The sequence below is a fragment of the Aestuariivirga sp. genome (assembly GCF_047602625.1).
In the GTDB taxonomy this organism is placed as follows: domain Bacteria; phylum Pseudomonadota; class Alphaproteobacteria; order Rhizobiales; family Aestuariivirgaceae; genus Aestuariivirga.
Genome location: NZ_JASGGV010000002.1, coordinates 543,976 through 569,329, shown reverse-complemented (window position 1 = coordinate 569,329; position 25,354 = coordinate 543,976). Strand labels below are relative to the sequence as shown.

The window sequence follows — 25,354 nt, the reverse complement described above, 5'->3', positions numbered from 1 at the left end:
TCCCGCTTTGAACATTGGGAGTGGGGTAAAAAATTGAGGGCCGGAAATTCTGTCCGGCCCTCTTGCGTTCAATTCGCATCACACCAGAATATTGAAATCTCCCGCTGCCATGGAGTTCACGCCGGTGAAGGTGGCCACGGCGATCCCGGAGAAGGCGCTGCCGCTGCCGTCCTGATCGTAATAGAGCTTGTGATCGGCGGCGTTGAAATAGAAGGCGGGGCCTCCCAGCGTCGAGTGATTGTTGTTCTCGAATCGCACCACGCCGTCCTGGCCCTCCAGCCCTTCAAAATCCAGAATGTCGGTGCCTGACTTGAAGTTGGTCACGGTGTCGCCGAATTCGTTGATCAAATCCCACTCGAACGTATCCACGCCTGCGCCGCCGCTCAGCGTGTCGGCGCCGAGGCCCGCCCACACATAGCCGCCCACGCCGGAAAGCCGGATGGTATCCGCAAACATCGTGCCTTGCACGCTTTCAAAATTGGTTGCCGTTTCGGTGTTGCCATAGCCATCGTCGATGATCTGCGCGCTGGCCTTGTTGAGATTGACATTCACGCCATTCAGGCCGCCGTGCCCGTCATTGGCGGAAAAGTTCAGCACATCGTTGCCGCCGCCGCCGTTGAAACTGTCGACGCCATCAAGGCCCATGAACTGGTTGTTTGCGGCGTCGCCGGTGAACTTGTCGTTATACATGGTGCCGATGACGCGCTGGATGTTGGAGACGTGATCGGTCTGGCCGAAACCGTCGCGGATCGTCCCGGCCGGCAGGTTGGCGATGATGCCTCTGATGCCGCCATACTCCGCATCCCGGTCATAGGCGGCGATTTCCTTGCCGCCGCCGCCGCCGTTGATGGTGTCTGCGCCGCGCAGGCCGTAAAATCTTTCGCGCGCCGCATCGCTGCCTGTCATCACGTCGGCAAAGCGCGAGCCTTCATAGGCTTCGAACCCGCTGATCGTATCGGTGCCGCCCCAGCAATCCTGAACGGTGCCGGCCGCCACATCCAGGTTGATGCCCTTGTAGGCGTAAGGGTCGTAAAAGCTCTCTGTATAGCTCAGCGTGTCAAAGTCGGCGCCGCCATTCAGCGTGTCATTGCCCGCATCACCCTTGATATAATCGTCGCCGCCATTGCCGTTGATGGTGTCATTGCCGGGATTGCGCCCTGCAACAAGGTCGTCGGAATTGGCGGACCCGTTGATGGTGTCGTTGCCATGCAGCAGCCAGGTGAACATGCTGCTCAAATCCGGCGTGGCGCTGCTGCTGGTATTGAAGAGATTGAAATAGAGTTCCGTCAGATCTGGCCGGTCGCCGGCGGCAAAGCCGTTGATGGTCAGAACCGCGTGGCCCGCGGCATCCTTGATGATGATGGAGGTGATGTTGCCTGCTGTCGGTTCAAGCACCGAGCCGTTGGTGAGATAGGTGAAGCCGGTTCCGGTAACATTGAAAGTCCAGTTTGCGAAATCCCCGCTGGTGGTCATCGTAAACCGGAACGCTGTCGCGGTTCGCGTTGTGATCAGGCTCGGGTCTCCGAAATCGGAACCCTGGATATGACCCCAATAGAGCCAGTCGGGCGCAAAATTGCTGACAGTCACGTTTGCCATGAGAAATCCTCAAGTTGCTGAATTGGATGCTGGCCGCAGGGTTCTGGGCAAAGCGGGAAGGCCGCAAGCCTTGAAGCCAGGCTTGGCGCAGCAATGGGTTGCAGAGTTTTTGCCTTCCCGCGAAGAAGGCGGCTGCAGTTAGAATTCAATTATTACAAATCGTCAATAGTCGGCTAAACGCGCTTCTCCGGGGAAAAGCGCGTTTGCTGTTTTCAAAGCTGCCTTAATTGCTCTCGAGCGTTCCCACCGTCTGGCGGCGGAAGATCGGCACGGTGGCATCGGCGGGGAGGCTGCCCTTGCCGGTGCGGTCGACGACCTGCAGGTCGCCCTTGCCGGAGGCGGAAATGGTGGCCACTGCCAGTTTCGGCATGGTGGAGACGTCCGCCGCTTCGGCGTTGCCGCCCGGCAGGATGCCCGCGAGGCCCTGCGCCGCCGTATTCTTGCCCGCAGGCTTGGTGGCCTGCTGCGGCCACCAGAACAGGTCGCTGCCGCTGGCCGAAGCCGTGGTGATGGTCTTGGGCGCGGGCGCCTTCTTGCCGCCAAAAATATCGTCGGTCAGGCTGCCCTTGCCGGAGAGGTTTGAGACGGGCGGCTGCTCGTCATCAGCCGATGCCACGACCACAGCGGCGTTCTTGAGCGGCGCGTTCTGCTTGATGATGACGGGAGGCAGCGCCGAGGCCGGCTCAATCTTCATGTCATAGGCAGCGGCGACGGCGGCGGCCATCAGCACGGAATCAGGCTTGGGGCGGGGCTTCGGAACAACCGGGGCCGCATCGGCCACCTGGTCGCTCAGGGCCGCCAGCTTGCCCGAAATCGGCGTCGGCGATGGCGGCATCAGCGGGCTGTTCCTTGGCGCGCGGCTTGGGCGGCGTCTTGCTGGCTTCGGCGCTCAGGCTGGCCATGGCGGCGCCGTTCGCATTCTCATCATCAGCGGAATCATCGCCATCATCCACTGGCGCTTTCTTGGCCTTGGCGGCGATCTGCTTGTCCTGCTGGGAGGGCGAGTTGGAGCTTAAATCGGCCACCATGATCTGGTCGCCGTGGTTCAGGCGGGCGCCCACCGTCTTGCGATAGTCGCGGAAGATCTGCGCCATTTCGCGCGCGCTGATGCCCGGGCCCCAATGGCGCACGTGACCGGAGTCGACATGCAGGAAGCCCGTCGGGCCGCCGGCGCTGCGATAATAACCCACGCCGCCCACCTGGCGGACGAGGGCGCTGTTGCGCATCTTGATCGTTGGAACGTCGGGGAAATAGATGTCGATGGCCTTGCCGAGAATATGCTGGCTCTGCTTCGCCACATTGCGGCCGATCGACTTCAGGAAGGAATTGGTGCGGGCGGAGCGGTAGCCGCAGACGATATGCACGGGAGCCTTGGAACCAAGGTCGGCGTGCAGTTCCCACACGAGGTCGATGGTCTTGGGATCGATGGTGATCACTTCGTTGCGGCGCCAGTCGCGCAGCAGATAGTTGATCTTCTTCATGGCGGAGGGAACATAGCGCCCGTTCACCATGTAGGTGACGGTCAGGCTTTCACCCGTGTGCACATGATAGAGCGAAATTGTCCGGGTTTCGCCGCCCGACATGGCTGTGGACACGGGAATCAGGAAGGTACCGGCGACAATGGCACCAGCGATCGCTGTTGTAGCGAGTGCTTTCCTGAAACGCGACATCAATGACGACTGTTCGGCTTCCCTGCAGACCAAACTCATTACCCCACACACAACCGGCGGTGTTACCCCGATCCCCTCTGGCTTCCCCGCCATGGGAACCTGGCAGCCCCTCGGGCCCCGGTTACACCAATTGCGGGTTTCGAACAAGAATATGGCGTCCGTGAGGCATTGCTCACGTGACGCCAGAGTGAAGGATTATGTTTAACGGCGCCTTAACCCAGATCAATTGCTGGGAAATTTCATCTTAACCGGCGTTAACGCTGTGCCACGGTTGTGGCGTTCAGGGCCTTCAGCATGGTGTCGTCGCGGCCATAGATGTCGCCATAATAGTGCACCGCACCAGAATCGTCGGGCCACGCCGTGAAGTAGGTAATGTAGATCGGCACCTTCTTCGGCAGCTTGACGGTGTGGCTCTCGCGGCTGTCGGTGTTGGCATCCACCTTCTCGCGGTTCCAGCCCAGAAGCACGCTGGCGAAGTCGCGCGGGTTCTGCACGCGCACGCAGCCGTGGCTGAAGGCCCTGGAATCGGCGTCAAACAGTTCCCGGTTGGGCGTGTCGTGCATGTAGATGTTGTGCGAATTGGGGAACAGGAACTTGAGTTCGCCCAGTGAATTCTTGGCCCCCGGCGGCTGCTGCACGTTGAGCGGCTGACGGCTGCTGTAGGCGGCCCAGTTCACGTCGCTCGAGGCGATCTGCTGGCCCTTGGCATTGGTCACCTTGAAGCCGATGCGGTCGAGATAGGAGGGGTCGCGGCGCAGCTTCGGCAGGTATTCGTTGGTGATGATCGACTGCGGAATGCCCCAGGAGGGGTTGAACACCACGAGCTGGATATCGTTGTTGAACACCACCGTCTGGGTCATCGGCTTGCCGACGATCACCCGGCTCTGCCAGATTTGCTTGCCCTGGTCGCGCACCGTCACTTCAAAGGCTGCCTGGTTCACGAACACGTTGCGGCTGCCCATGTCCTTCGGCAGCCAGCGGATGCGCTCGAGGTTGATCACCAGCCGGTCGAGGTCGCGCTGGCCGCTGTGGCTGTTCAGCGCCTTGACGGTTGCATCGTCGAGGCCGCCCGTGGCCTTCAGCTTGGACGTCTTCTGGAAGGCCTTGAGGGCTTTCGATAAATCGGCGTCGAGCACATATTCGTCAGCCGCCTCGGCCACCGGGCTTCCCAGTTCTTCCAGCCGGTCACGCACGGCGGGCAGGCGGTCATCGGTTGCGCCCGGCTTCACGCGGGGGCCAGTGGCAATGGGCGCGAAGGTTTTTCCCGCCATTTCCTTGCGCACGTCGGCCAGCGCTTTTTTCAAAACGGCATAGGCGGGATGCTTCGGCTCAAGGCTTTTCAGATAGGCGTCGGGGTAGGGGGAATAGGCCAGCACCTTCAGCGCCGTCTCGGGTTTCACCCACTCAGGCGTGATGTCGTAATATTTCGACAGGCGGCGCGGATCGAACTGTCCGCCTGAAATATCATGCGCATAGTTCACCGCACCTGCGGTCAGCGCCAGATCCCGCACGGCGGGATCAAGCCCCGCTTCGGGCACATAGGCTGCGGGCTTCAGGCCGTCCTCGTCTGCTGCCTGCAACAGCTTGAGCATGGCTTCGGCGCGCGGCGTCAGCGCGTCCTTGTCCGTCCACAGCGGCTTGAAGCCTTGCGCCTGATAGGCGGCGATGATCGCCTGCTTCACCTCCGGCCTCACGCGCAGATCGAGGTCGGCATTGGAGAGCGCGTCATAAACAGCCGCCGCAGCCGGATCGGCGGGGCGGTCACCGGTCAGCTTGCCGCCGCCCAGGCTCACCAGCTTGTCCGGCACATAGGTGAGATTGCCCATGCCATAGCCCTGGTCGCCGTCGCCCAAATCGGCGCCGCCGCTGGCCATCAGCGATTTGCTGGGTTTCTTTCCCTGATCCGGCTGGCCGGTTCCATAGATGATGCGGACGGTGCTGTCGGGCTCCTTGCGGCCAAACAGGGTGGGGCGGCGCGGCCTGTCGCCGTTTGAGGAAAAGAGGCTCTCGAAAAACCCGAGCTTTTTCTTCTTCACCGTGGCGAAATCATCAGCGGCGGCGATGCCTGCTGCAAGTCCCAGAGCCAGCGCGGCCACGCTGATACGCATAACAAACGTTTTCATCATCCACCAATCTTCCGCCACGCCCGGCGCAGAGTCTAAAGGGGCGATTGTGGCAATTCAACTGCGGGTTGGCGAAAGACCGGGCAAATTCACGGGGGTGTTACCCGATTGCCTCGTCCAGCCCCAAATCCTTCATCTTGCGATAGAGCGTCGAGCGGCCGATGCCCAGCTTGCGCGCCACTTCCGACATCTGGCCGCGATAGCGGTTCAACGCCAGGCGGATCATGTCGGCTTCCACTTCCTCGAGCTTGCGGATATGCCCGCCGTCGGTCACCACGGGAATGCCCAGCGCCATGCCATCGCTCACCGCTGCTCCGGTGGACCGCGGCATTGGCGAATAGCCCGATATCGCCGCCTGGCCCTGCGGCAGCGCGGGCTTGGGCGGCAGCGCGGGGGCCGCCGGAATCTTCACCTCATAGCCTTCGACCAGCGAGGCGATCTGCGGGAAATCCTGAATTTCCAGCGTATCACCCTCACACAGCACGATGGCGCGGAACACGGTGTTCTCAAGCTGGCGCACATTGCCCGGCCAGCCGTAGGCGCGCAGCAGGTTCAGCGCATTGGGGTCGATGCCGCGCACCTTGCGGCCTTCTTCCGCCGCGAAGCGGGTTATGAAATGATCGACGAGTGCCGGAATGTCCTCCTTGCGGTCGCGCAGGGGCGGCACCATGATCGGAAACACGTTCAGGCGGTAATAGAGGTCCTCGCGGAACTGCCCCGCCTTCACCATCTCGATCATGTTGCGGTTGGTGGCCGAGACGAGGCGGATGTTCACTTTCACGGGCTTCCGCGCTCCCACCGGGTCCACTTCGCCTTCCTGGATGGCGCGCAGCAGCTTCACCTGGATGTCGAGCGGCAGTTCCGCCACCTCATCGAGGAACAGCGTGCCGCCATCGGCCTCCTGGAACTTGCCAATGTGCTTGCCGGTGGCGCCGGTAAAGGCGCCCTTCTCGTGGCCGAACAGAATCGACTCGACAAGGTTCTCGGGGATCGCCCCGCAGTTCACCGCCACGAAGGGCTTGCCCACCCGCTCGCTCTCGCCCTGGATGGCGCGGGCGATCATTTCCTTGCCCACGCCCAATTCGCCTTCGATCAGGATCGGGATGTTCGACTGCGCGCCGCGGCGGCCAAGGCGCATCACATTGGCCATGGCGGGGGATGAGGCGATCAGGTCGCCAAACGTCAGCGCGCCGCCCACCTTCTTGTTCAGCCGCTTCACCTCCTCGGTGAGGGCGTTCACTTTCAGAAGGTTCTGAATCGATACTTTCAGGCGCTCCGGCGAAACCGGCTTCACTACGAAATCATCGGCCCCGGCGCGCATGGCCTTGATGACGGTTTCAATCGAGCCCTGAGCCGTTTGCACGATGACCGGCAGATCGCCACGCACGCCCTGCATGCGTTCGAGGAATTCAAGCCCGTCCATGCCGGGCATGTTGAGGTCGAGAATCACCAGTTCGATGGTGCCGCCGGAGGCCGCCTTCAGCGTATCCAGCGCCCGCTGGCCGCCATCCACGGCCACGGGATCGAAGCCGAAGCGTTTGACCAGTTCTTCAAGAATGCGGCGCTGCGCCGGATCGTCTTCGACAATGAGAACGCGGGAAGCCATGCTGGACTGACAACTCTCAGAATTTCGAAAAACCCGGGCATGAGGCCCGGTCTGGTGTTGCCCGGCAGTCTCGCAGGCAAGGGTAAAGGGGGGCTTAACCGGATGGCGGGTTTGGAGACAGGCATTGCATGAGTTGTTGGCGATGTGTATATTATACACATCAAAGGAATTGCGCTTTGAACGCCACACGGAAAACCGAGACAGCCCGGGAGGTCATGAAGCGTCTCGAGGCTGACGGATGGACAGTTCGCGGCGGCAAGGGCGATCATGTGAACTATACCAAACCGGGTGTGCGGGAGCTCATTACCATCGACACAGGCCGCCGGGAGATCGGGTTTGGCATTCTCAGGCGCATTTACAAAATCGCCGGGTGGAAATGGTAACCGATACAAGGAAAACAGTCATGGCCGTAATGCGCTATCTGGTTCTCGTCGAGCGTGACGACACCGGTTTCTCGGTGATTTTCCCGGATTTTCCGGGAGCGGGAACAAGCGGCGATACGGTGGAGGAAGCGCTTGCCCGCGCCGAGGACAATCTTGCGGTTCACATTGAGGGATTGATGGCCGAAAATCTGGCCGTGCCTGAACCGCGCGCGCTCGAAGCTCTTAAAGCCGACGCGGAGCTTGCCGAAGACTGGGCTGCCGATCCACTGGTTGCTGTCATTCCGGCTGTCCTTCCAGAGAAGGCCGAACGCATCAACATCACCATCGACAGCGGCCTGCTTCGCCGCGTTGACAGGGCGGCGGAAATCTCGGGCGAAACCCGCTCCGGTTATGTCGCGCAGGCGCTTCGGGAGCGGCTGGCGCATTGAGGGTGTTACAAGTCTTGTAAAGACCAAACAATAGAGCTATTTCTAGCCCTCATTCGAGGGCTATTCATGGCACACCAAATCCACGCATCGGTCAGCGCTAGCATTACCGAACTGAAGAAAAACCCGATGCGCACCATCGCGGCGGGGGAGGGGTTTCCGGTCGCCATCCTCAACCACAATGAGCCGGCATTCTATTGCGTCCCGGCCAAGGCCTATGAGGCGATGCTGGAGCGGCTGGAAGATTTGGAGCTCAATGCCATCGCCGATGGGCGGGAAGGGCAGGCCATCCATAAAGTGAAGCTGGATGAGCTATGAACTCGCCTTTCTCGACGAAGCGCTGAAAGAGTGGCGCAAGCTCAATTCCGTCACGCGCGAGCAGTTCAAGGTAAAGCTCGCTGAGAGGCTGCTAAATCCCAAAATTCCCGCCGCGCGCCTTCATGGCGCAAAGGAGCGCTACAAGATCAAGTTGCGCAACGCTGGCTACAGGCTGGTCTATGAGGTGAGAGACCGGCAGTTGCTGGTGCTCGTCGTCGCGGTCGGCAAGCGCGAGCGGAATGAAGTCTACAAAGCTGCCGCGCGCCGCTGATGACAGCTTTGTCAGGAAGGCCTCCCTGCCATTGCCGCTGCGCGGGCGATCCGCCATATGAAGCCATCATTGCAAAGGACCCGATATGACCGCTGCCGCGCTGAAAAACCTGCCCGAATGGAATCTCGCCGATCTCTATGCCTCGCCCGAGGATCCGAAATTCGCCGCTGACATGGCGAAAGGCGAGGCCGAGGCAAAGACCTTCGCGGAAAAATATAAGGGCAAGCTCTCAGGGCTTTCCGGCGCCGAACTGGCGGATGCGCTCAAGGCCTATGAGGCGATGTCCGATCTGCTGGGCCGCGCCGGCTCCTATGCGCAGCTTTATTATGTCGGCGACACCACCGATCCCAAGCGCGGCAAGTTCTATGGCGATGCTTCCGCCAAGCTCACCGAAATTTCCACGCTGCTGCTGTTCTTCGAGCTTGAGCTGAACCGCATCGACGATGCCGCGCTGGCGGAAAAAATGAAGGTCCCGGCGCTCGCCCACTACAGGCCGTGGATCGACAATCTGCGCATGGAGAAGCCCTATCAGCTTGACGACAGGATCGAAGAACTGTTCCTCGAAAAATCGCAGACCGGGGCCGCCGCCTTCAACCGCCTCTTCGATGAAACCATGGCGGGCTTGCGCTTCAGTGTGAACGGCGAGCAGCTCACGCTTGAGCCGACGCTGAACCTCATGCAGGACCCGGACCGCGCCAGGCGCAAGGCGGCAGCGGAGGCGCTGTCAAAAACCTTCGGCGAAAACAGCAAGCTCTTCGCCCTCATCACCAACACGCTCGCCAAGGACAAGGAGATTTCCGACCGCTGGCACGGCTTCAAGGACATTGCCGACGCGCGCCATCTCTCCAACCGCGTCGAGCCGGAAGTGGTGGGCGCTCTCGTTGAAGCGGCGCGCGCCGCTTACCCTAAGCTTTCGCATCGCTATTATAAAATGAAAGCAAAATGGCTCGGCCTCGAAAAGCTGGAGCATTACGACCGCAATGCGCCGCTCCCCAATGAAGACACGCGCGAAGTCCCGTGGAGCGATGCCGAGAAGATCGTGCTCAAGGCCTATGGCGATTTCGCGCCGGAGATGGCCTCAATCGCCAGGACCTTCTTTGACCAGCGGTGGATCGATGCGCCGTCGCGGCCCGGCAAGGCGCCCGGCGCCTTCGCGCATCCCACCGTTCCCTCGGCGCATCCTTATGTGCTGCTCAACTATCTCGGCAAGACGCGCGATGTGATGACGCTGGCCCATGAGCTGGGCCACGGCGTGCATCAGGTGCTGGCGGCCAAGCAGGGCGCGCTCATGGCCTCAACGCCCCTGACGCTTGCCGAGACGGCCAGCGTGTTCGGCGAAATGCTCACCTTCCAGGCGCTGCTGAAAGAGACGACCGATCCCAAAAAGCGCAAGGCGCTGCTCGCCTCCAAGGTGGAGGATATGATCAACACCGTGGTGCGGCAGATCGCCTTCTACACCTTCGAGCGCAAGGTGCATGCGGCGCGGAAAGAGGGCGAACTCACGCCCGACCAGATCAATGCCATCTGGATGGATGTGCAGCATGAAAGCCTGGGCGACGGCATCACGCTGGGCGAAGGCTATGAAACCTACTGGATGTATATTCCGCATTTCATCCACTCGCCCTTCTATGTCTATGCCTATGCCTTCGGCGATTGCCTGGTGAACTCGCTCTATGCGCGCTACCGCGAGAGCGAGAAGGGCTTCCAGGATAAATATTTCACCATGCTCAAAGCCGGCGGCACCAAGCATCACAAGGAGCTGCTGCAGCCCTTCGGCCTCGACGCCAGCGATCCCAAATTCTGGGACAAGGGCCTGTCGGTGATCTCCGGCATGATCGACGAGTTGGAGGCGATGTGACGATCCTCTTCCGCACGCCGCAATTCGCGGAGGCGGAGGAGATGGCGCGGCTGCATATCGCCTGCTGGCGCGAGGCCTATCGGGGCATCGTGCCTGAAGATGCGCTCGAGAAAGCGAATGTGTCTGAACGAACATCCATGTGGTTGCAGCGGCTTGCCGATAGCGCCGTCTTTGTATTGGCGGCTTACGATGATGACATTCCTGTTGGCTTTATCATGGCGGGGCCGAACCGCGATCCCGCCGTGCCGCTGGCGGATGGACAGATTGGTGTTCTCTACATTCTCAAAAGCCATTACCGGCTGGGTCTGGGCCGCGCGCTGATGGGCAAGGCGGCAGGCTGGTGGCTGGGGCAGGGCGGCACATCGCTGGGCCTTGGCGTCTTGTCGGAGAATGCCCGCGCCATGGCCTTCTACACCCGCATGGGCGGCAGGATCATCAGGACCGGGACCTTCAATTGGGACGGGCACGCGCTGTCAGATGCCATCTTCCTGTTCGATGATCTCGAAGCGCTCACATCCAGTTCCCCATCAAAATGAAGGCCGCCCAGTAATAGGGATGCCTCGCCGTCACCTGCGGCAGGGCGGGCTCGGTGGACGCCTCATCGATTGCCGTCACGCCGCGTTCGCCACGCGCCGTTGCCACCTGAATGGCCGGAACGCCCCGCAGCATGGCAATCTGCGCGCGCTGCAGGGCGGTGGCCTTGTCCAATCCCTCGCGCACCCGGCCTTCGTAAAAATCGCTCATCAGTTTCGCAGTTGATTCATCGGCGATCTGCCACAGCGTCGCCATCACGGCGGAGGCGCCGTTCGCCTGCGCCAGCGCGCCGAAGCTTTCGACCTCCTCGCCTTCCGCCCCACCGCCCCGCGCCGTTTCGCAAGCCGAAAGCGTGAGCAGGTCGACGCCGCGGAATTGCAGGCCCTTGTCCTTGCGCAGCGCCGTCATCGAAAGCCCGTCGCCATTGCCCAGCAGCAGGAAGGAATTGTTTTCGCGCCCCGGCACGAATTTGAAATGGCTGGCGATGTGCACGTAACGCGGATGCGCCTTCAGCGCATCGCGCAGGGATTGCTCGGTGAAGGCCTGATCGGTTTCGGACGTACCCTCCAGCGTGCCACCGCCGCTGGCGAAGATCGCCGACAGTTCATGCCCCACGCCGGGGAGTGCGGGAAAATCGCCATGTGCCTCTGTCACACCGAAGCCTGCGGCGGTGGGCGGTTCAGAACCGGGGTTCACAAATCTGGTTTTCGCGGCGGGCGTATAAAGCGCCAGCGCATAGTCCTCAATGAGATAACGGCCATCATGGCGCAGCGCGGCATAGGGCACGTAGCGCAGGAAACCCGAGAGATCGAGCATCACCACGCCCGGTGTTGCCTGTTTCAGATCAGCAGCCACAGGCGTGATCAGCGTGGCGTAGAGATCAGTCAGCTTCTGATCGGCGTCAGGGGAGCGCTGCTCCACGGCATTGGTGGCGTCGAACACCTTGCGCGCCAGATCGGCGCGGGCGATCTTCACTTCCCGATGCACGGTCTCGCGGCCTGCGGCGCTGATGAAGAGATGCAGCGTGTCGTCGGTAGCAATCGCCTGATAGAGCGCCACGCGCGGGCCCAATACAGCAAGCTGCTTCTGCATCTGGGCCGCCTGCTGCTGGTTTTGCGTTACAAGTTCCGCCTGCCATTTGCCGTGATCGGCTTCCGCCTCCGTGAACAGTTGAGCGAGCGTCGCGGCCAGTTTTTCCGCTGCGCCGTCATAGGCTGCGGTGGCATCGGCTGGCAGCACCTGGCCTTCGCCCTTCACGGCGGCGAACTGCTGGCGCAGCGCTTCAGCCAGTTTGCGAACTGGCTGCACAGACGTATTGATATCGCTCAGTAATTTCTGTTCGATTTTGGTCAATGGAACGGCGGGGCCGCTGCCGCCCGCCGCTGCTGCAATCTCGCTGCTCTTGATCAGCGTGCCGACATATTGGGATTGTGAGAAGGCGCCATCGGCGATCTGCTGGTCGACGAGAAGATCGTAAGCTGGCGCCAGGCTCACCGCGAGGGATTTGCCGAGGTCGGAGGAGAGCGCGGCATTGCGGCTGCGCAAATCCTCATGCGCGTTGATGGCGAGTTTTGCGAACAGCACCGCCGCATGGGGCTTGGCCGTCTTGTTCAAAAGCTCCGCCATGTTGAAATAGAGCTTGCGGATGGTGTCGTCATTGCCCTGGCCACTGGTGGCGTAAACCGGCAGCGCGCGTGCCAGCAAGACCAGCGCCGCATCGGTGCGGCCCTGCTTGACCATCGAGGACGCGCTGTTCACATAGCCGCTTGCCACCTGAATGCTGGCCGGGCCATAGACCGCCGCCGAAATCTTGAGCGACTTCTGCTGCGCGGCGAGCGCGTTGTCATAGTCTTTCAAAATCCCATAGGCGAAGGCGAGGTTGTTGAGGAGGATCGCCACGCGGTCGGAATTTTGCCCCAGCCCCTGTTCCATCACCGGCAGCGCCGCGTTGAAATCCTCAATCGCCTCACGCTCGCGCCCCTGCACCAGCGCCTTGGCGCCCGCCATGTCGGCGCGCACCGTGGCAACGGTCAGTGAATCCGCGCCATAGATCGCACTGAAGCCGGCAATCGCCTGCTCATATTCGGGGATCGCCTCGGCGCTCTTCTCCAGCCCGTTCAGGATATTGCCGATGGCATAATGCGCGCCTGCGATGTAGCTGCCATTGGGCGTTTTCTGTTTTTCGAGAATGGCCAGGGCGGTGCGTTCGGCCGCCAGTGCCTCGGCATATTTCCCCGTCGAGACGAGCACGGTTCCCATGTCGCCCAGATTGTGGGCGTAAAGCTCGGACCCGGTTCCCTCGGAAGCGCCAATCGCCGCCACCGCCTCGCGGTAGAGTTTTTCGGCTTCGTCCGAATGGCCCGCACGATCAAGTACCGAGGCGAGATTGGCCTTCTGGAGCGCCACCTCCGTCTCGCTGTCCCTGTGGCTGCGCCGGGCCAGCGCCAGCGCCTTGCGATAGGCATCCGCCGCGTCCCCGAAGCGCGACATCTCCTCATAGGCCATGCCGAGATTGTTGTAGATATTGAGAACGCGCGGATCATTGCCGCCATGCACGCGTTTGAAAATCGCCAGCGCGTCCAGCAATTGCCGCGCCGCCTCATCCGCCCGGTCCAGCCGCATGAGGGTGATCGCCATGTTGGATTTGACGAAAGCCACCGTGGCCGAGCGCGGATCGAAATACTGGTCCGCATGATCGAGGCTTTCCTGATCCAGCGCCAGCGCTTCCCTGTATTTCTCGACGCCCCGCGCCGCCCGCGCATAGAGCATCAGATAATTGCCCATCGCCACGCCATCGCCCTGCGTTGCAACCTCGAAAGCCGGGCGGGATTGCTTCAGAAGGTCATAGGCCGCCTGCGGGTCGGTATCGGCTTCGATCAGCGCCACCTTGTAGGCAGCGCGGATCACGCCCAGCGTCAGCGCCCGCTGGTAGAAGGCCAGCGCCTTCGCAGGATCATAAGGGCGGAGCTTTCCCTCGTTGTAGACCTCGCCCAGCACATAGGCGGCATTGCCGTCCCCGGCATTGGCGCGGGCGATCAACTGTTCTTCAGTCAGAGGCTCCTGCGCGAAAGCCGGGGCAAAGAGGGCGAGAAAAGCCAGCAAAGCCCAGACCGAAAGTCTTGAACCGAACTTCATGGAATGCCGTCCCGTCTTGCCGGAAGCCCAGTTGAAGCGGCCAGTATGGCAGAGTTTTGGCTCCGCCGTGACGGATCGCCGCGCATCCGGGGGCTTCTTGCGGGCGGCTCCGGGCTTGGCTAAAACGGCTCCTGACTCACGGGGTTTGGGAAGAGGCGCTTCATGGCCGATCACGGCGGTTCAGGTTCATATTCGGGCGATATCCAGTCGCATGAAGCCACCTATGAGGGCTTCATCAAGGGCTCGATTTCCGTTGCCATCATGTGCGGCTTCGTCCTCGTGGCGCTCTGTTCCTTCGCCTTCGGCCATGCGTGGGCGGTGTTCCTGGGCTTCGCCGGCCTGATCGTCGGCGCCGCGGCTCTCGTGGTCGAAGCCAAAGCCAGCGGCAAGTTTTACGCCTCGGTGGCGCTTCTCGTCCTCTTCGGGCTCATCACGGCCATCAACGTTTCCTAGCAGGTTCATTCCATGAAACTCGCGATCCCCACGGAAAGCCAGCCGGGGGAGTCGCGCGTTGCGGCCAGCCCCGATACGGTCAAGGGCTATGTGAAGAAGGGGCTTGAGGTCGCCGTCGAGGCAGGGGCCGGAGCCGGGGCCTTCATTTCCGATGATGCCTTCTCGGCCGCGGGCGCCAAGGTCGGCAAGGCAGTCCTGAAAGACGCCGACATCATTCTGGGCGTCAGGCGCCCGTCCGTCGCACAGATCAAGCAGATGAAATCGGGCGCGGTTCTGGCGGCGGGTCTTGATCCCTATGGCGACAGGCCGGGGCTTGAGGCGCTGGCGAAACAGGGCGTCACCGCCTTCGCCATGGAACTGATGCCGCGCATCACCCGCGCGCAGTCGATGGACATTCTCTCCTCGCAGGCCAATCTGGCGGGCTACAAGGCGGTGATCGATGCCGCCGCCCAGTTCAGCCGTGCCTTCCCGATGATGATGACGGCGGCGGGCACGGTGCCCCCCGCCAAAGTGTTCGTGATGGGCGTGGGCGTCGCTGGCCTTCAGGCCATCGCCACCGCCAGGCGTCTGGGCGCCATCGTCTCGGCCACCGATGTGCGCAAGGCCACCGAAGAACAGGTGAAAAGCCTCGGCGCGAAATTCGTGTTCGCCGATGTGGCCGATGCCGCAACCTCGGGCGGCTATGCCAAGGAACTGTCGGCGGAAGACAAGGCCAAGCAGGCGGCATTGGTCGCCGAGCATGTGAAGGGGCAGGATGTGGTGATCACCACCGCGCTCATTCCCGGCAGGCCCGCGCCGGTCCTCATCACCAAAGAGATGGTCGAGACCATGAAACCCGGCTCGGTCATCGTCGATCTCGCGGTGGAGCGCGGCGGCAACTGCCCGCTGTCGAAGCCCGATGAAATCGTCATGCACAAGGGCGTCACGATCATCGGCACGCTGAACCTTGCGGGCAAGCTCGCCGGCAATACCTCGCCGCTGTTCGCGAAAAACCTTGCCAATTTCCTCGACCTCATGGTGCAAAAGGACGGCAGCCTGAAGATCGATTTCGACGATGACGTCATCAAGGGCACGCTGGTCGCCCGCGACGGCGCGCTGGTGCATCCGATGTTCCAGGGGGCGAAGTGATGCTTGGTTCATTGTCTTCGCCCCGCGCCAGCGGGGAGAAGAAGGGGCCCCATCGCGAAGCGATGGGGGAGATGAGGGGCACCCGGACCCTGTCTCAGGCAATATCCGGGTGCCCCTCACCTTTCCCAAGCTGCGCTTGGGCCCCTGTCCTCTCCCCTCTGCCGAGGGGCGAGGACATTCACGGAGCTCTGTGATGGAAACGGTCGATCCCTTTGTCCTGCTGTTCGGCATTTTCGTGCTGGCGGTGTTCGTGGGCTATTATGTGGTGTGGAATGTCACGCCCGCGCTGCACACGCCGCTGATGTCGGTCACCAATGCGATTTCGTCCGTCATCATCGTCGGCGCGCTGCTGGCGGTGGGGGCGGGGGTGATGGAAACGGCGGGGTCGATCACCGCCATGATCTTCGGCTTCCTCGCGGTGATCCTGGCGAGCGTCAATATCTTCGGCGGCTTCATGGTCACCAGCCGCATGCTGGCGATGTACAAGAAGAAGGACAAGTGAGGCGATGAGCGTCAATCTCGCGGCCCTTCTCTATCTCGTCGCCGGCGCTTTGTTCATCATGGCGCTGCGCGGCCTCTCTTCGCCCGCCACATCGCGGCAGGGCAATCTCTACGGCATGACCGGCATGACGATCGCCGTCCTGACGACGCTGGCCCTCATGCCGCTGTCGCCGCTCGTCCTTGTGCTGATCATCGTGGGCATCGCCATCGGCGGCGGCATCGGCGCCTATGCGGCGAAGAACATCGCCATGACGGCCATGCCGCAGCTCGTCGCCGCCTTCCATTCGCTCGTCGGCCTTGCCGCCGTGTTCGTGGCAGCCGCCGCCTTCTATGCGCCGGATGCCTTCGGCATCGCCACCAGCGGCCTCATCCATTCGCAGAGCCGCATTGAAATGTCGCTGGGCGCGGCCATCGGCGCCATCACCTTCACCGGCTCGATCATTGCCTTCCTGAAGCTTGATGGCCGCATGTCGGGCGCGCCGATCATGCTTCCCGGACGGCACATCATCAACATCGCCCTGGCGCTGGCGCTCGTCTTCTTCATCTATGGCTTCTTCGACAGCCAGAGCCCCATCGATTTCTGGCTGATCATCGCCATCAGCCTGGCGCTCGGATTTTTGCTCATCATCCCCATCGGCGGCGCTGATATGCCGGTCGTCGTGTCGATGCTCAACTCCTATTCGGGCTGGGCCGCGGCGGGCATCGGCTTCACGCTTCACAATATGGCGCTCATCATCACCGGCGCGCTGGTGGGCTCGTCGGGCGCCATCCTCTCCTACATCATGTGCAAGGGCATGAACCGCAGTTTCATCTCGGTGATCCTCGGCGGCTTCGGCGGCGAGTCCGCGGGGCCAGCGGCAAAAGGCGAGGCCAAGCCTGTAAAACAGGGCTCGGCCGAGGATGCGGCCTTCATCATGAAGAACGCCGGGTCGGTCATCATCGTGCCGGGCTATGGCATGGCGGTGGCGCAGGCCCAGCACGCGCTCCGCGAAATGGCTGATCATCTCAAGAAAGAGGGCGTCTCGGTCAAATATGCCATCCACCCGGTGGCGGGCCGCATGCCCGGCCACATGAACGTGCTGCTTGCCGAAGCGAACGTGCCCTATGACGAGGTGTTCGAGCTCGAGGACATCAACTCGGAATTCGGCCAGACCGATGTCGCTTTCGTGATCGGCGCCAATGACGTGACCAACCCCTCCGCCAAAGACGATCCCAAATCGCCGATCTACGGCATGCCGGTGCTCGAGGTGTGGAAGGCCAAGACGGTGATGTTCATCAAGCGCGGCATGTCGTCGGGCTACGCCGGCGTCGACAACCCGCTGTTCTGGCGCGACAACACGATGATGCTGTTCGGCGACGCCAAGAAAATGACGGAAGAAATCAACAAGGCGCTGGGGTAGTGGGATTAGGCAGCGCGCTTTACCGAGGGCCGGATCAGGATTTCGGCGGGAATGCCGAGTTGCGCATGCAGGCGGCGGATCATCGCGATTGAAAGCGCACGCTTGCGGTCAAGCACTTCAGCGATCCTGGCGCGCGTGCCGATGATCCCTTCCAGATCCTTGCGTGTCAGCCCCTGCTGCTCCATGCGGAATTTGATGGCTTCGACCGGATCAGGAGGGTCCATCGGATACTGTGCCGCTTCCCACGCATCAACAAGCGTCGCCAGCACGTCGAGACGGTCTCCTTCAACCGTACCTGAGGCGCTTCCCCAAAGCGTTTCGATTTCCGCCATGGCCTTCTCGTAATCAGCCTCGCTGCGGATCGGTTTCACATCATCTTTCATGTTCGATGCTCCTGGCATTGATGCGGTCGTAGTCCTTGTGTGTTCCAATCCATTTGATCCACACGATTTGCTTTTCGATGTCGACGGAAGTGATGAGCCTGAAATCATTTCCCTTGATGTTGAATACGATGCGATCGGATGACACGATGCTGGCGGTCGCATAAAGGCGTTTTACATCAGCCATGCTGCGCCAGCTTGAGTGCGAGACTTCTGAAAACCACGCATCAAGCGCGGCCTTCAATGCGGAATGGTCTTTCCGGCCTTGGTGCTGTCCAACGAATTCGCGCAATGTTCGTCGGGCAATGATCCGCATCAAAGCATAATAACACGCTCCCGTTTTGGGAGCAATAGTTTTGAGCGCGTAGAGGTCGTCTTTGAAAATCTACAAGCCAACCCCCGCCACCGATCCTCTCGATTCCGGCCTTTCATTCGTCTAGATTTCACGCCACACAGCCTCACGTCCCGGAGCGACAGGACCCTATGGCCGACAGCAGCACGTCACCCGCGCTTGAACCGCCGCGCGTTTATCTCGTTCACATGATGGTGTTCACCCTGGCGGTGGCCGTGCTGGCGGCGGTGCTGCTGCCGGGGCTGCAGAAAGCCTTCATGGCCAATGTGGGCCTCAATTCGGTGATCGTCGTGGCGCTGGTCATCGGCATGCTGCAGTCCTACCGTATGGTGTGGCGGCTGTTCCCGGAAATCCGCTGGGTGAACCGTTTCCGCGAATCCGAAGCCGCCGCCGACATGGTGAAGCCGCCGCGCCTCCTCGCTCCCATGGCGTCCATGCTGCGCAACCGGCAGAGCACCACGCTGTCGCCCGTCTCGATGCGCTCGCTGCTCGATTCACTCGCCTCCCGCCTTGATGAGGCGCGCGACCTGTCGCGCTATCTCGTCGGGTTGCTGATCTTCTTAGGCTTGCTCGGCACTTTCTGGGGCCTGCTCACTACGGTGAGTTCGATCGGTGACGCCATCAACGCGCTGGATGTGGGTTCGGCGCAATCCTCGACCGTGTTCGAGAGCCTGAAAGAGGGGCTGAAAGGCCCGCTGGCCGGCATGGGGCTTTCCTTCTCGTCCTCGATGTTCGGCCTCGCGGGCTCGCTGATCCTGGGGTTTCTCGATCTTCGCGCCTCTGCCGCGCAGAACCGCTTTTACAACGATCTTGAAGACTGGCTCTCCACCATCACCGACATTGCAGGTGCGGATGGCGTTGCGGCCAGTGCGCCGCCCGCACCGCAATTCGTGAGGCTGGAAATGCAGGCCTTGCAGCGGAGTGTTGAGCGTCTCACCCAGGCCATCGAGCAAGGCAAGGGCCTGCCCGCCCGTGGCGCAGCGGCCGCGCCCAACAATGCCAATGCGGAATCGATCGAGCAGCTGGCCGATGCGGTGGGCAGCCTCGTCAGCCAGATGCGCGATGAGCAGAAGGTGATGCGCCAGTGGGCGCAATCGCAGCAGGTGCAGCAGAACGAAATCCAGCGCCTTCTCCTGCGCGGCTCTGGCAGCACCACGCCATCGCGAGGGCCGGCGCGCGCGCGGGCGGATGAGGAATAGGAATGGCGGGCTCGCTCTCACGCCGCCGCCGCGCCGAAGAAGCGCCCTATTGGCCGGGCTTCGTCGATGCCATGGGCCAGCTGCTGCTGGTCATCACCTTTCTTTTGTCTGTCTTCATGGTGGCGCAGTTCCTGTTGGCCCGGCAGATCTCGGGTCAGGATTCGGCATTGGGCCAACTCCGCTCGCAGATCGCCGAACTCACGCAGCTTCTGGCGCTGGAAAAGGGCGCCAAGGCCGATGCCGATTCGATGCTTTCAGCCCTTCAGGACGATCTCGCCACCGAAAAGGCCAAGAGCGCCAGCCTCTCCGCCGAGCTTGATGCGGCGGGGCTGAAAGGCACCTCCGCCAGCACCGCCATCACGGGCCTGCAGACCGAACTCGACAAGCAGAAATCGCTCTCCAGCGATGCGCTGGCGAAAGTGGAATTGCTGAACCAGCAGATCGCCGCCATGCGCCGGCAGTTGGCGCAGCTCAACCAGCTTCTCTCGGATTCCGAGGCGCGCAACACGGCGTCCGACGCGCAGATCGCCGATCTCGGCAAGCGCCTCAATTCGGCGCTGGCGCAAAAGGTGCAGGAGCTCACGCGCTACCGCTCGGAATTCTTTGGCAGGCTGCGGCAGATCCTCGCCCAACGCTCCGACATTCTGGTGGTGGGCGACCGCTTCGTGTTCCAGGCGGAAGTGCTGTTCCCCAAGGGCCAGGCTGACCTCAACCCCGAAGGCCAGTCGGAAATGCTGAAACTGGCGGATGCGCTGAAGCAGCTTGAGGCCGAAATCCCGCCCGACATCGCCTGGGTCATGCGCGTCGACGGCCACACCGATTCCGATCCCATGCAGTCGGCGCAGTTCAAGTCGAACTGGGAATTGTCATCGGCGCGCGCCATCGCGGTGGTCAAGTTTCTGATCGCCAACGGCGTCCAGCCGCAGCATCTGGTGGCGGCGGGCTTCGGCGAGTTCCAGCCCATCGACCCCGGCTCCACCGAAGAAGCCAAATCCCGCAACCGCCGCATCGAGCTGAAGCTGACGGAGCGCTGAAACCACCTGTCACCCCGGCGGAAGCCGGCGCCCAGTCTTGGCCAGCGGCCTGCGGGTTGAAAGCCTGGGTTCCGGCGTTCGCCGGAATGACAAGTAAAAATAGAGATTGCAAAGTAAATTTGCTTTTCCCTCATCCTTCTCCCGCACGGGGAGAAGGCGGCAACCTCAATAGCCCGGCGTCGTGCAGATCACCCGCCACTTGTCATATTCAACGCGATAGACATTCGAGGTCGCGCCATACTTCTTGACGCAGATCTTGCGTGCATCTGCGAGGATTTTTTCCCGCTGGGCAGGGGTAAAATCGCTCCGGCTCTTGGACACTTTTTTCTTCACCGGGCATTTGCCATGCGGTTGGCCCGGGCAAGAGCCTGAAGCCTCAACCGCCGGTGCCATCACCAACCCAGCAAGCACAAGGCTTGCCGCCACTGCAATCGATGTAAATCTCATTCTGCTGTCCTCTCTGACTTGCCGCCTAAAGTGGCAGATTATGGCGTTTGGTCAAGTTGGGCCGAGAGGCACCGAAAATTGCAGCTTGGCCAGCCGTGCATAGAGTGGGCTGGTGGTCATCAGCGCCTCATGCGTTCCCTGCGCCACGAGCTTGCCGTCCTCCAGCACCAGAATGCGGTCGGCGTTGCGCACGGTCGCAAGCCGGTGGGCGATCACCAGCGTGGTGCGGTTGGCGGTCAGGCCTTCGATGGCCTCCTGGATGAAGGCCTCGCTCTCGGCGTCAAGGGCGCTTGTGGCTTCATCGAGCAGCAGGATCGGCGCATTCCTTAAAATGGCGCGGGCGATGGCGATCCGCTGGCGCTGGCCGCCCGAGAGCGTCACGCCGCGCTCGCCCACTTCGGTTCCATAGCCCGAGGGCAGCTTCCCGGCGAATTCATCGACGCGCGCCGCTTTTGCCGCCGCCAGCACCTGCGCCTCCGCCGCATCGGGCTTGCCGAAGCGGATATTGTCCAGAACGGAGCCCGAGAAGATCACCGTTTCCTGCGGCACCACGGCGATGCGGCTTCTCACCACCTGCGGATCGGCCTGGCGGATGTCCACGCCATCCACCGTCACGCTGCCCGCCTGCGGGTCGAAGAAGCGCTGGATCAGCGTGAAGACGGTGCTCTTGCCCGCCCCCGAAGGGCCGACGATGGCCACCGTCTCGCCGGGCTTCACCTGAAAGCTCAAGCCGTGCAAAGCCGGGGCATCGGGCCGCGTGGGATAGGTGAAGCTCACCTCCGCCAGCGCCACCTCGCCTCTGGGCGGCGAGGGAAGGGCGATGGGTGCGGCGGGCGCGGCGATTTCCGGCGTCTCGTTCATCAGTTCGGAAATGCGTTCGGCGGCGCCTGCGGCAAGCTGGATTTCGCCCCACACCTCCGAAAGTTGCCCCAGCGAGCTGGCGGCGAGGATGGCGTAGATCAGGAACTGGCTCAGCGTGCCCGCCGTCATGCCCTGCGTCATCACCTCGCGCGCGCCATACCAGAGCAGGCAGACGATGGCGCCGGTGGCGGCGAAGATGATCGCCGCCGTCATGATGGCGCGGGCGGTGGTGCGTTTGGCGGCGGCATCGAAGGCCACTTCCGTCACATCGCGGAAGGCGTGTTCGGTATAGGCCTCCTGCACATTGGCCTGGACTGCGGGCATGGCGGAAAGCCGCTCCTGCGCGAAGGCGGCGGAGGAGGCGAGCTTGTCCTGCGCGAGCCGCGAGAGGGCGCGCACCTTCCGCCCCACCGTCACCAAGGGCAGCACGACAAGCGGAATGGCCAGCAGCGACAGCCCCGCCAGCTTGGGGCTGGTATAGATCATCAGCGCCGCGGCGCCGATCAGCATCACGAGGTTCCTGAGCAGGATCGAGGCGGTGCTGGAAAAGGCGGATTTGATCTGCGTCGTATCGGCGGTGAGGCGCGAGACCACTTCACCGGTGCGCTGCGTCTCATAGAAGCCGGGGCTGAGTTTCAGCAAATGGGCGAAGAGGGCGTTCCGCACATCGGCCACCACCCGCTCGCCCAGCCATGTCACATAGTAGAAGCGGAATGCCGAGCCTGCGGCAAGCGCCGCCACCACCGCCAGCATGGCGAAGAAATACTGGTTCACGAGGGCGGCGTTGGCCTCGTTGAAACCATTGTCAATGACGCGCCGCACGGCGATCGGCACGACCAGCGTGGCACCTGCGGCAACCAGCAATGCGATGGTCGCCAGCACCACCCGGCCCCGGTAGCGGAAGAGGTAGGGCAGGAGGCCCGCCAGCGGTCTCAGGTTGCTGCTTTTGGGCCTGCGGCGGGCTTCCGCCTCGTAGGAATTGCTCATGGGCTGGCTACTTGCCTCCTCGGAACCCTTCCTGTATAGACGCCGCCGAACCCAGACAACCCCGTGATCCACCCGCGCGGCATTTCGCGCCATGACAAGAGTTTAACGATGAAGAACGGCATCCATCCCGACTATCACATGATCAATGTGGTCATGACCGACGGCACCAAGTTCCAGACGCGCTCCACCTATGGCAAGTCCGGCGATACGCTGTCGCTCGACATCGATCCGCGCACCCATCCCGCGTGGACGGGCGGCCAGCAGACCCTCCTCGACCGCGGCGGCCGCGTGTCGAAGTTCAATCAGAAGTTCGGCTTCCTCAAGAAGTAAGTTTCATCCCCCGGCGGATGCAAAAGCCCGGCCCCGAGGCCGGGCTTTTTGTTTGTGTCACAGCAGCGTGCCGGTCAGGATCGCGGCGGCCACGGCGAAGTAGATCACCAGCCCCGTCACGTCCACCAGCGTGGCCACGAAGGGGGCGGAGGCGCTGGCCGGGTCGAAGCCCAGCCGCTGCAGGATGAAGGGCAGCATCGATCCCGCCATCGAGCCGAAGGTGACGATGCCCACCAGCGCCGCCCCAACCGTCAGGGCGATCAGCATCCAGTGTTCGCCGTAGTCGTAGAATCCGAGATGCTGCCACAGGAAAATGCGGCACATGCCGATCACGCCCAATATGGCGCCCAGCATCAGGCCGGTTGGAAGTTCGCGCAGCGCCACGCGCCACCAGTCGCGCAATTGCACCTCGCCCAGCGCCAGGGCGCGGATCAGGAGCGATGTCGCCTGCGATCCCGAATTGCCGCCCGAGCTCATGATGAGCGGAATGAACAGCGTCAGCACGATCGCCTTTTCCAGCTCCGCCTCGAAATACTGCATGGCGCTGGCGGTCAGCATCTCGCTGAGGAACAGCACCGACAGCCAGCCGGCGCGCTTGCGGATCATCTCGCCGAAGCCGGTGCGCAGATAGGGCTCCTCGAGCGCCTCGACGCCGCCGAAGCGCTGCGCGTCCTCGGTGCCGGATTTGACGATCTCGTCGATCACGTCGTCCACCGTGACGATGCCCAGCACATGGCCGGACCGGCTCACCACCGGAATGGCGAGCAGATCATATTTGGAAATGAGCCGCGCCGCCTCCTCGCGGCTGGCCAGCGGCGAGATGGTGATAGGCGTGCGCCGCGCCGCCACACTGAGGATCGGGGCCCCGGGATCGCCGGCGATCAGCCTGCGGAGCGTCACGGCCTGCTGCAGCGTCTTGCGGACGGGGTGAAGAACATAGATCGAATAGACGGTTTCCCGCGTGCTCTCCACCTTGCGGATGTGATCCAGCGTCTGCCCGACTGTCCAGTTCCCCGGCACGCTCACGAACTCAACCGTCATGATGCTGCCCGCGCTCTGCTCGGGATAGGAGAGAAGGCGGTTCAGCGAGTCGCGCGTGTCGGCGTCCAGCCGGTCGATCAGGCTGTCGCGTGCCGAAGCATCGAGATCGTGAAAAATGTCCGTCAGCCGGTCCGCCGAAAGGCCTTGCAGCAGCGTCACGGCCTTGGCGGGCGGAAGATGCTGGACGATGTCCGCCGCATCATCGAGCCCCGGCAGGTCAAGCACCTCGATTGCCCGTTCGGCCGTGAAGCCATCCAGGATTCCGGCGGCCTTTTCGGCCGGGAGCGTGTTCAGGGTTTCGACGATGTCGGCCGGGCGTTCATCGACCGGAAACGCGATGCCGGCCTGCGCCAGCGCCTCGTCGGGATGAAGAAGAGTGTTTTCCATGGTTCACCTGTGCATGATCAGCCGTCGCGGCTGATGGCGGTGAACCGGTGTCCCGGTTGTCAGGCCATGGCCCGCGGCGGCATTGTTCTGGGACTGCTACTGTCGCTGGGCATGAGGGGTCTCTGTGATGCGAAGGCCATGATGCCTTCCCCTGCTGCAATGGCCCCGGACCTGAGCCCGGTCAACCAAATTCGCCGGGGCTTACGACGAATTCATCGTGAACGCCGGTGCAGAATCCCGATTCAAATGCGGGCGGTCACGTCCGGCCGTTAAGACCTACGCCCGTGCCGCCTTGAACTCGGCGGCGATGCGGTCGAGGTGCTGGCTGATGGGGCTCAAGCCCTTGGCCTGCACGTTCAGCATCGCGCCGAGCTACTGGAGGTGGAGGCGCTGCATGACGCGGCGCTTGGTTCCCCGGAGCAACAGTTTAAAGATACATTCAATGCCTCGCGGTGCCTTGGCTTGCAAACCGCAGGGCGTGGCGCGAGTGATATCCAAACTGCTGTGGGTTCGGCCCGGACCGAACGGACATCGAAGATGCGCATCGCCTCATCCGGGCGACCCACCTCGAATGTCATCCGCGATGCCATGTCCAGTTCAAGCATTGAGGCGGCCTTTGCCAAAATCGCTTTGAACCGGCGCGCCGTCATTGGGCGGCCGGATGCTTCGAGCGGTAAATCCTCGACCTGCAGGACTGTTTCGTTCCAGCCATCAGGAGCGCCACCGCAATCGAGGGTAACGAACGATCCGGCTTTGACTTCTGTCACGTGATAGCCGGGCTGGATGGTCCTTCCCGCATACTCGATCAGCAATGGCCTCTCACCATCATGGCCAAGCGTGTCAAGAACCGCGGCCACCGACGCGCCGCCGCGAAAATCCACTGAGACAGGACTTGCAGTCTCAAACACGATGCGATACCTCATTATCTCAATAAG

General features: G+C 62.2%; 25 protein-coding genes. 13 read left to right on the top strand and 12 right to left on the bottom strand.

Features of this window, described 5'->3' with window-relative positions; genetic code table 11:
• Positions 1–78: 78 nt before the first annotated feature.
• The 5 genes from QM694_RS07735 to QM694_RS07715 all read right to left on the bottom strand — a co-directional run bounded on the left by QM694_RS07735 (position 79) and on the right by QM694_RS07715 (position 6,995).
• The gene (locus tag QM694_RS07735; RefSeq protein WP_415006367.1) at positions 79–1,596 is read right to left on the bottom strand and encodes a hypothetical protein; all 1,518 of its coding nucleotides are present in this window, start codon (positions 1,594–1,596) and stop codon (positions 79–81) included.
• 223 nt (positions 1,597–1,819) lie between these two features.
• Positions 1,820–2,431 (bottom strand): hypothetical protein, encoded by a 612-nt coding sequence (locus tag QM694_RS07730; protein WP_415006366.1) that lies wholly within the window; start codon positions 2,429–2,431, stop codon positions 1,820–1,822.
• Positions 2,331–3,266 (bottom strand): DUF882 domain-containing protein, encoded by a 936-nt coding sequence (locus QM694_RS07725; protein WP_415006365.1) that lies wholly within the window; start codon positions 3,264–3,266, stop codon positions 2,331–2,333. Before QM694_RS07725 ends, QM694_RS07730 begins: the two co-directional genes overlap by 101 nt.
• Before the next feature lie 254 nt (positions 3,267–3,520).
• Positions 3,521–5,389, bottom strand: coding sequence for a L,D-transpeptidase family protein (locus QM694_RS07720; protein ID WP_415006364.1), 1,869 nt, complete (start codon positions 5,387–5,389; stop codon positions 3,521–3,523).
• A gap of 100 nt (positions 5,390–5,489) precedes the next feature.
• Positions 5,490–6,995: a sigma-54-dependent transcriptional regulator gene (locus QM694_RS07715; protein ID WP_415006363.1), complete on the bottom strand. Its 1,506-nt coding sequence runs from the start codon at positions 6,993–6,995 to the stop codon at positions 5,490–5,492.
• Positions 6,996–7,210: 215 nt separating this feature from the next.
• Here QM694_RS07715 and QM694_RS07710 point away from each other — a divergent pair, with 215 nt between their 5' ends.
• The 6 genes from QM694_RS07710 (at position 7,211) to QM694_RS07685 (ending at position 10,786) form a co-directional block, all read left to right on the top strand.
• The gene (locus QM694_RS07710) at positions 7,211–7,378 is read left to right on the top strand and encodes a type II toxin-antitoxin system HicA family toxin (protein WP_415006362.1); all 168 of its coding nucleotides are present in this window, start codon (positions 7,211–7,213) and stop codon (positions 7,376–7,378) included.
• A gap of 20 nt (positions 7,379–7,398) precedes the next feature.
• The gene (locus tag QM694_RS07705) at positions 7,399–7,806 is read left to right on the top strand and encodes a type II toxin-antitoxin system HicB family antitoxin (RefSeq protein ID WP_415006361.1); all 408 of its coding nucleotides are present in this window, start codon (positions 7,399–7,401) and stop codon (positions 7,804–7,806) included.
• A gap of 66 nt (positions 7,807–7,872) precedes the next feature.
• Positions 7,873–8,121 (top strand): type II toxin-antitoxin system Phd/YefM family antitoxin, encoded by a 249-nt coding sequence (locus QM694_RS07700; protein ID WP_415006360.1) that lies wholly within the window; start codon positions 7,873–7,875, stop codon positions 8,119–8,121.
• Positions 8,111–8,392, top strand: coding sequence for a type II toxin-antitoxin system RelE family toxin (locus QM694_RS07695; RefSeq protein ID WP_415006359.1), 282 nt, complete (start codon positions 8,111–8,113; stop codon positions 8,390–8,392). Before QM694_RS07700 ends, QM694_RS07695 begins: the two co-directional genes overlap by 11 nt.
• A gap of 85 nt (positions 8,393–8,477) precedes the next feature.
• Positions 8,478–10,250, top strand: a complete 1,773-nt coding sequence (locus tag QM694_RS07690) for a M3 family oligoendopeptidase (protein WP_415006358.1) — start codon at positions 8,478–8,480, stop codon at positions 10,248–10,250.
• On the top strand, positions 10,247–10,786 hold the full coding sequence (locus QM694_RS07685; protein WP_415006357.1) for a GNAT family N-acetyltransferase: 540 nt from the start codon (positions 10,247–10,249) through the stop codon (positions 10,784–10,786). Before QM694_RS07690 ends, QM694_RS07685 begins: the two co-directional genes overlap by 4 nt.
• Here the strand turns inward: QM694_RS07685 and QM694_RS07680 are convergent.
• Positions 10,761–13,919: a CHAT domain-containing protein gene (locus QM694_RS07680; protein ID WP_415006356.1), complete on the bottom strand. Its 3,159-nt coding sequence runs from the start codon at positions 13,917–13,919 to the stop codon at positions 10,761–10,763. The genes QM694_RS07685 and QM694_RS07680 overlap by 26 nt on opposite strands.
• Before the next feature lie 162 nt (positions 13,920–14,081).
• Between QM694_RS07680 and QM694_RS07675 the strand changes: the two genes are divergently transcribed.
• From QM694_RS07675 to QM694_RS07660, 4 genes are all read left to right on the top strand, one after another.
• Positions 14,082–14,372: an aa3-type cytochrome c oxidase subunit IV gene (locus QM694_RS07675; protein ID WP_415006355.1), complete on the top strand. Its 291-nt coding sequence runs from the start codon at positions 14,082–14,084 to the stop codon at positions 14,370–14,372.
• A gap of 12 nt (positions 14,373–14,384) precedes the next feature.
• Positions 14,385–15,500: a Re/Si-specific NAD(P)(+) transhydrogenase subunit alpha gene (locus QM694_RS07670; protein ID WP_415006354.1), complete on the top strand. Its 1,116-nt coding sequence runs from the start codon at positions 14,385–14,387 to the stop codon at positions 15,498–15,500.
• 103 nt (positions 15,501–15,603) lie between these two features.
• Entirely contained in the window at positions 15,604–16,002 is a 399-nt protein-coding gene (locus tag QM694_RS07665) for a proton-translocating transhydrogenase family protein (protein ID WP_415008588.1), read from the top strand.
• A 4-nt stretch (positions 16,003–16,006) separates the two neighbouring features.
• A complete protein-coding gene (locus QM694_RS07660; RefSeq protein ID WP_415006353.1) occupies positions 16,007–17,401 on the top strand; it encodes an NAD(P)(+) transhydrogenase (Re/Si-specific) subunit beta in 1,395 nt (464 codons plus the stop codon).
• Between the two features lie 5 nt (positions 17,402–17,406).
• Here QM694_RS07660 and QM694_RS07655 read toward each other — a convergent pair whose 3' ends face one another.
• Entirely contained in the window at positions 17,407–17,784 is a 378-nt protein-coding gene (locus QM694_RS07655; RefSeq protein WP_415006352.1) for a helix-turn-helix domain-containing protein, read from the bottom strand.
• A complete protein-coding gene (locus QM694_RS07650; RefSeq protein ID WP_415006351.1) occupies positions 17,774–18,097 on the bottom strand; it encodes a type II toxin-antitoxin system HigB family toxin in 324 nt (107 codons plus the stop codon). The genes QM694_RS07655 and QM694_RS07650 overlap by 11 nt, the downstream gene beginning before the upstream one ends.
• Before the next feature lie 167 nt (positions 18,098–18,264).
• Here QM694_RS07650 and QM694_RS07645 point away from each other — a divergent pair, with 167 nt between their 5' ends.
• Both QM694_RS07645 and QM694_RS07640 read left to right on the top strand, forming a co-directional pair.
• Positions 18,265–19,332 (top strand): flagellar motor protein MotA, encoded by a 1,068-nt coding sequence (locus tag QM694_RS07645; RefSeq protein ID WP_415006350.1) that lies wholly within the window; start codon positions 18,265–18,267, stop codon positions 19,330–19,332.
• Between the two features lie 2 nt (positions 19,333–19,334).
• Entirely contained in the window at positions 19,335–20,366 is a 1,032-nt protein-coding gene (locus QM694_RS07640) for a peptidoglycan -binding protein (protein ID WP_415006349.1), read from the top strand.
• A 165-nt stretch (positions 20,367–20,531) separates the two neighbouring features.
• Here the strand turns inward: QM694_RS07640 and QM694_RS07635 are convergent, their stop codons facing one another.
• Both QM694_RS07635 and QM694_RS07630 read right to left on the bottom strand, forming a co-directional pair.
• On the bottom strand, positions 20,532–20,813 hold the full coding sequence (locus QM694_RS07635) for a hypothetical protein (protein ID WP_415006348.1): 282 nt from the start codon (positions 20,811–20,813) through the stop codon (positions 20,532–20,534).
• 51 nt (positions 20,814–20,864) lie between these two features.
• Positions 20,865–22,661: an ABC transporter transmembrane domain-containing protein gene (locus tag QM694_RS07630; protein WP_415006347.1), complete on the bottom strand. Its 1,797-nt coding sequence runs from the start codon at positions 22,659–22,661 to the stop codon at positions 20,865–20,867.
• A gap of 108 nt (positions 22,662–22,769) precedes the next feature.
• Here QM694_RS07630 and rpmE point away from each other — a divergent pair, with 108 nt between their 5' ends.
• Complete coding sequence (rpmE, locus tag QM694_RS07625; RefSeq protein ID WP_415006346.1) at positions 22,770–22,991, top strand: 50S ribosomal protein L31; 222 nt, start codon at positions 22,770–22,772, stop codon at positions 22,989–22,991.
• 57 nt (positions 22,992–23,048) lie between these two features.
• Here the strand turns inward: rpmE and mgtE are convergent, their stop codons facing one another.
• Together mgtE and QM694_RS07615 are read right to left on the bottom strand one after the other, a co-directional pair.
• A complete protein-coding gene (mgtE, locus tag QM694_RS07620) occupies positions 23,049–24,419 on the bottom strand; it encodes a magnesium transporter (protein ID WP_415006345.1) in 1,371 nt (456 codons plus the stop codon).
• Positions 24,420–24,775: 356 nt separating this feature from the next.
• Complete coding sequence (locus QM694_RS07615; protein ID WP_415006344.1) at positions 24,776–25,327, bottom strand: DUF6428 family protein; 552 nt, start codon at positions 25,325–25,327, stop codon at positions 24,776–24,778.
• Between the last annotated feature and the right edge of the window lie 27 nt (positions 25,328–25,354).

Coding starts and splice junctions, on each gene's coding strand:
- mgtE (WP_415006345.1), bottom strand. CDS start 24,419: ATGGAAAACACTCTTCTTCATCCCGACGAGGCGCTGGCGCAGGCCGGC.
- QM694_RS07650 (WP_415006351.1), bottom strand. CDS start 18,097: ATGCGGATCATTGCCCGACGAACATTGCGCGAATTCGTTGGACAGCAC.
- QM694_RS07640 (WP_415006349.1), top strand. CDS start 19,335: ATGGCGGGCTCGCTCTCACGCCGCCGCCGCGCCGAAGAAGCGCCCTAT.
- QM694_RS07690 (WP_415006358.1), top strand. CDS start 8,478: ATGACCGCTGCCGCGCTGAAAAACCTGCCCGAATGGAATCTCGCCGAT.
- QM694_RS07630 (WP_415006347.1), bottom strand. CDS start 22,661: ATGAGCAATTCCTACGAGGCGGAAGCCCGCCGCAGGCCCAAAAGCAGC.
- QM694_RS07670 (WP_415006354.1), top strand. CDS start 14,385: ATGAAACTCGCGATCCCCACGGAAAGCCAGCCGGGGGAGTCGCGCGTT.
- rpmE (WP_415006346.1), top strand. CDS start 22,770: ATGAAGAACGGCATCCATCCCGACTATCACATGATCAATGTGGTCATG.
- QM694_RS07730 (WP_415006366.1), bottom strand. CDS start 2,431: ATGCCGCCATCGCCGACGCCGATTTCGGGCAAGCTGGCGGCCCTGAGC.
- QM694_RS07660 (WP_415006353.1), top strand. CDS start 16,007: ATGAGCGTCAATCTCGCGGCCCTTCTCTATCTCGTCGCCGGCGCTTTG.
- QM694_RS07710 (WP_415006362.1), top strand. CDS start 7,211: ATGAAGCGTCTCGAGGCTGACGGATGGACAGTTCGCGGCGGCAAGGGC.
- QM694_RS07635 (WP_415006348.1), bottom strand. CDS start 20,813: ATGAGATTTACATCGATTGCAGTGGCGGCAAGCCTTGTGCTTGCTGGG.
- QM694_RS07655 (WP_415006352.1), bottom strand. CDS start 17,784: ATGAAAGATGATGTGAAACCGATCCGCAGCGAGGCTGATTACGAGAAG.
- QM694_RS07700 (WP_415006360.1), top strand. CDS start 7,873: ATGGCACACCAAATCCACGCATCGGTCAGCGCTAGCATTACCGAACTG.
- QM694_RS07725 (WP_415006365.1), bottom strand. CDS start 3,266: ATGTCGCGTTTCAGGAAAGCACTCGCTACAACAGCGATCGCTGGTGCC.
- QM694_RS07680 (WP_415006356.1), bottom strand. CDS start 13,919: ATGAAGTTCGGTTCAAGACTTTCGGTCTGGGCTTTGCTGGCTTTTCTC.
- QM694_RS07735 (WP_415006367.1), bottom strand. CDS start 1,596: ATGGCAAACGTGACTGTCAGCAATTTTGCGCCCGACTGGCTCTATTGG.
- QM694_RS07715 (WP_415006363.1), bottom strand. CDS start 6,995: ATGGCTTCCCGCGTTCTCATTGTCGAAGACGATCCGGCGCAGCGCCGC.
- QM694_RS07705 (WP_415006361.1), top strand. CDS start 7,399: ATGGCCGTAATGCGCTATCTGGTTCTCGTCGAGCGTGACGACACCGGT.
- QM694_RS07720 (WP_415006364.1), bottom strand. CDS start 5,389: ATGAAAACGTTTGTTATGCGTATCAGCGTGGCCGCGCTGGCTCTGGGA.
- QM694_RS07695 (WP_415006359.1), top strand. CDS start 8,111: ATGAGCTATGAACTCGCCTTTCTCGACGAAGCGCTGAAAGAGTGGCGC.
- QM694_RS07645 (WP_415006350.1), top strand. CDS start 18,265: ATGGCCGACAGCAGCACGTCACCCGCGCTTGAACCGCCGCGCGTTTAT.
- QM694_RS07675 (WP_415006355.1), top strand. CDS start 14,082: ATGGCCGATCACGGCGGTTCAGGTTCATATTCGGGCGATATCCAGTCG.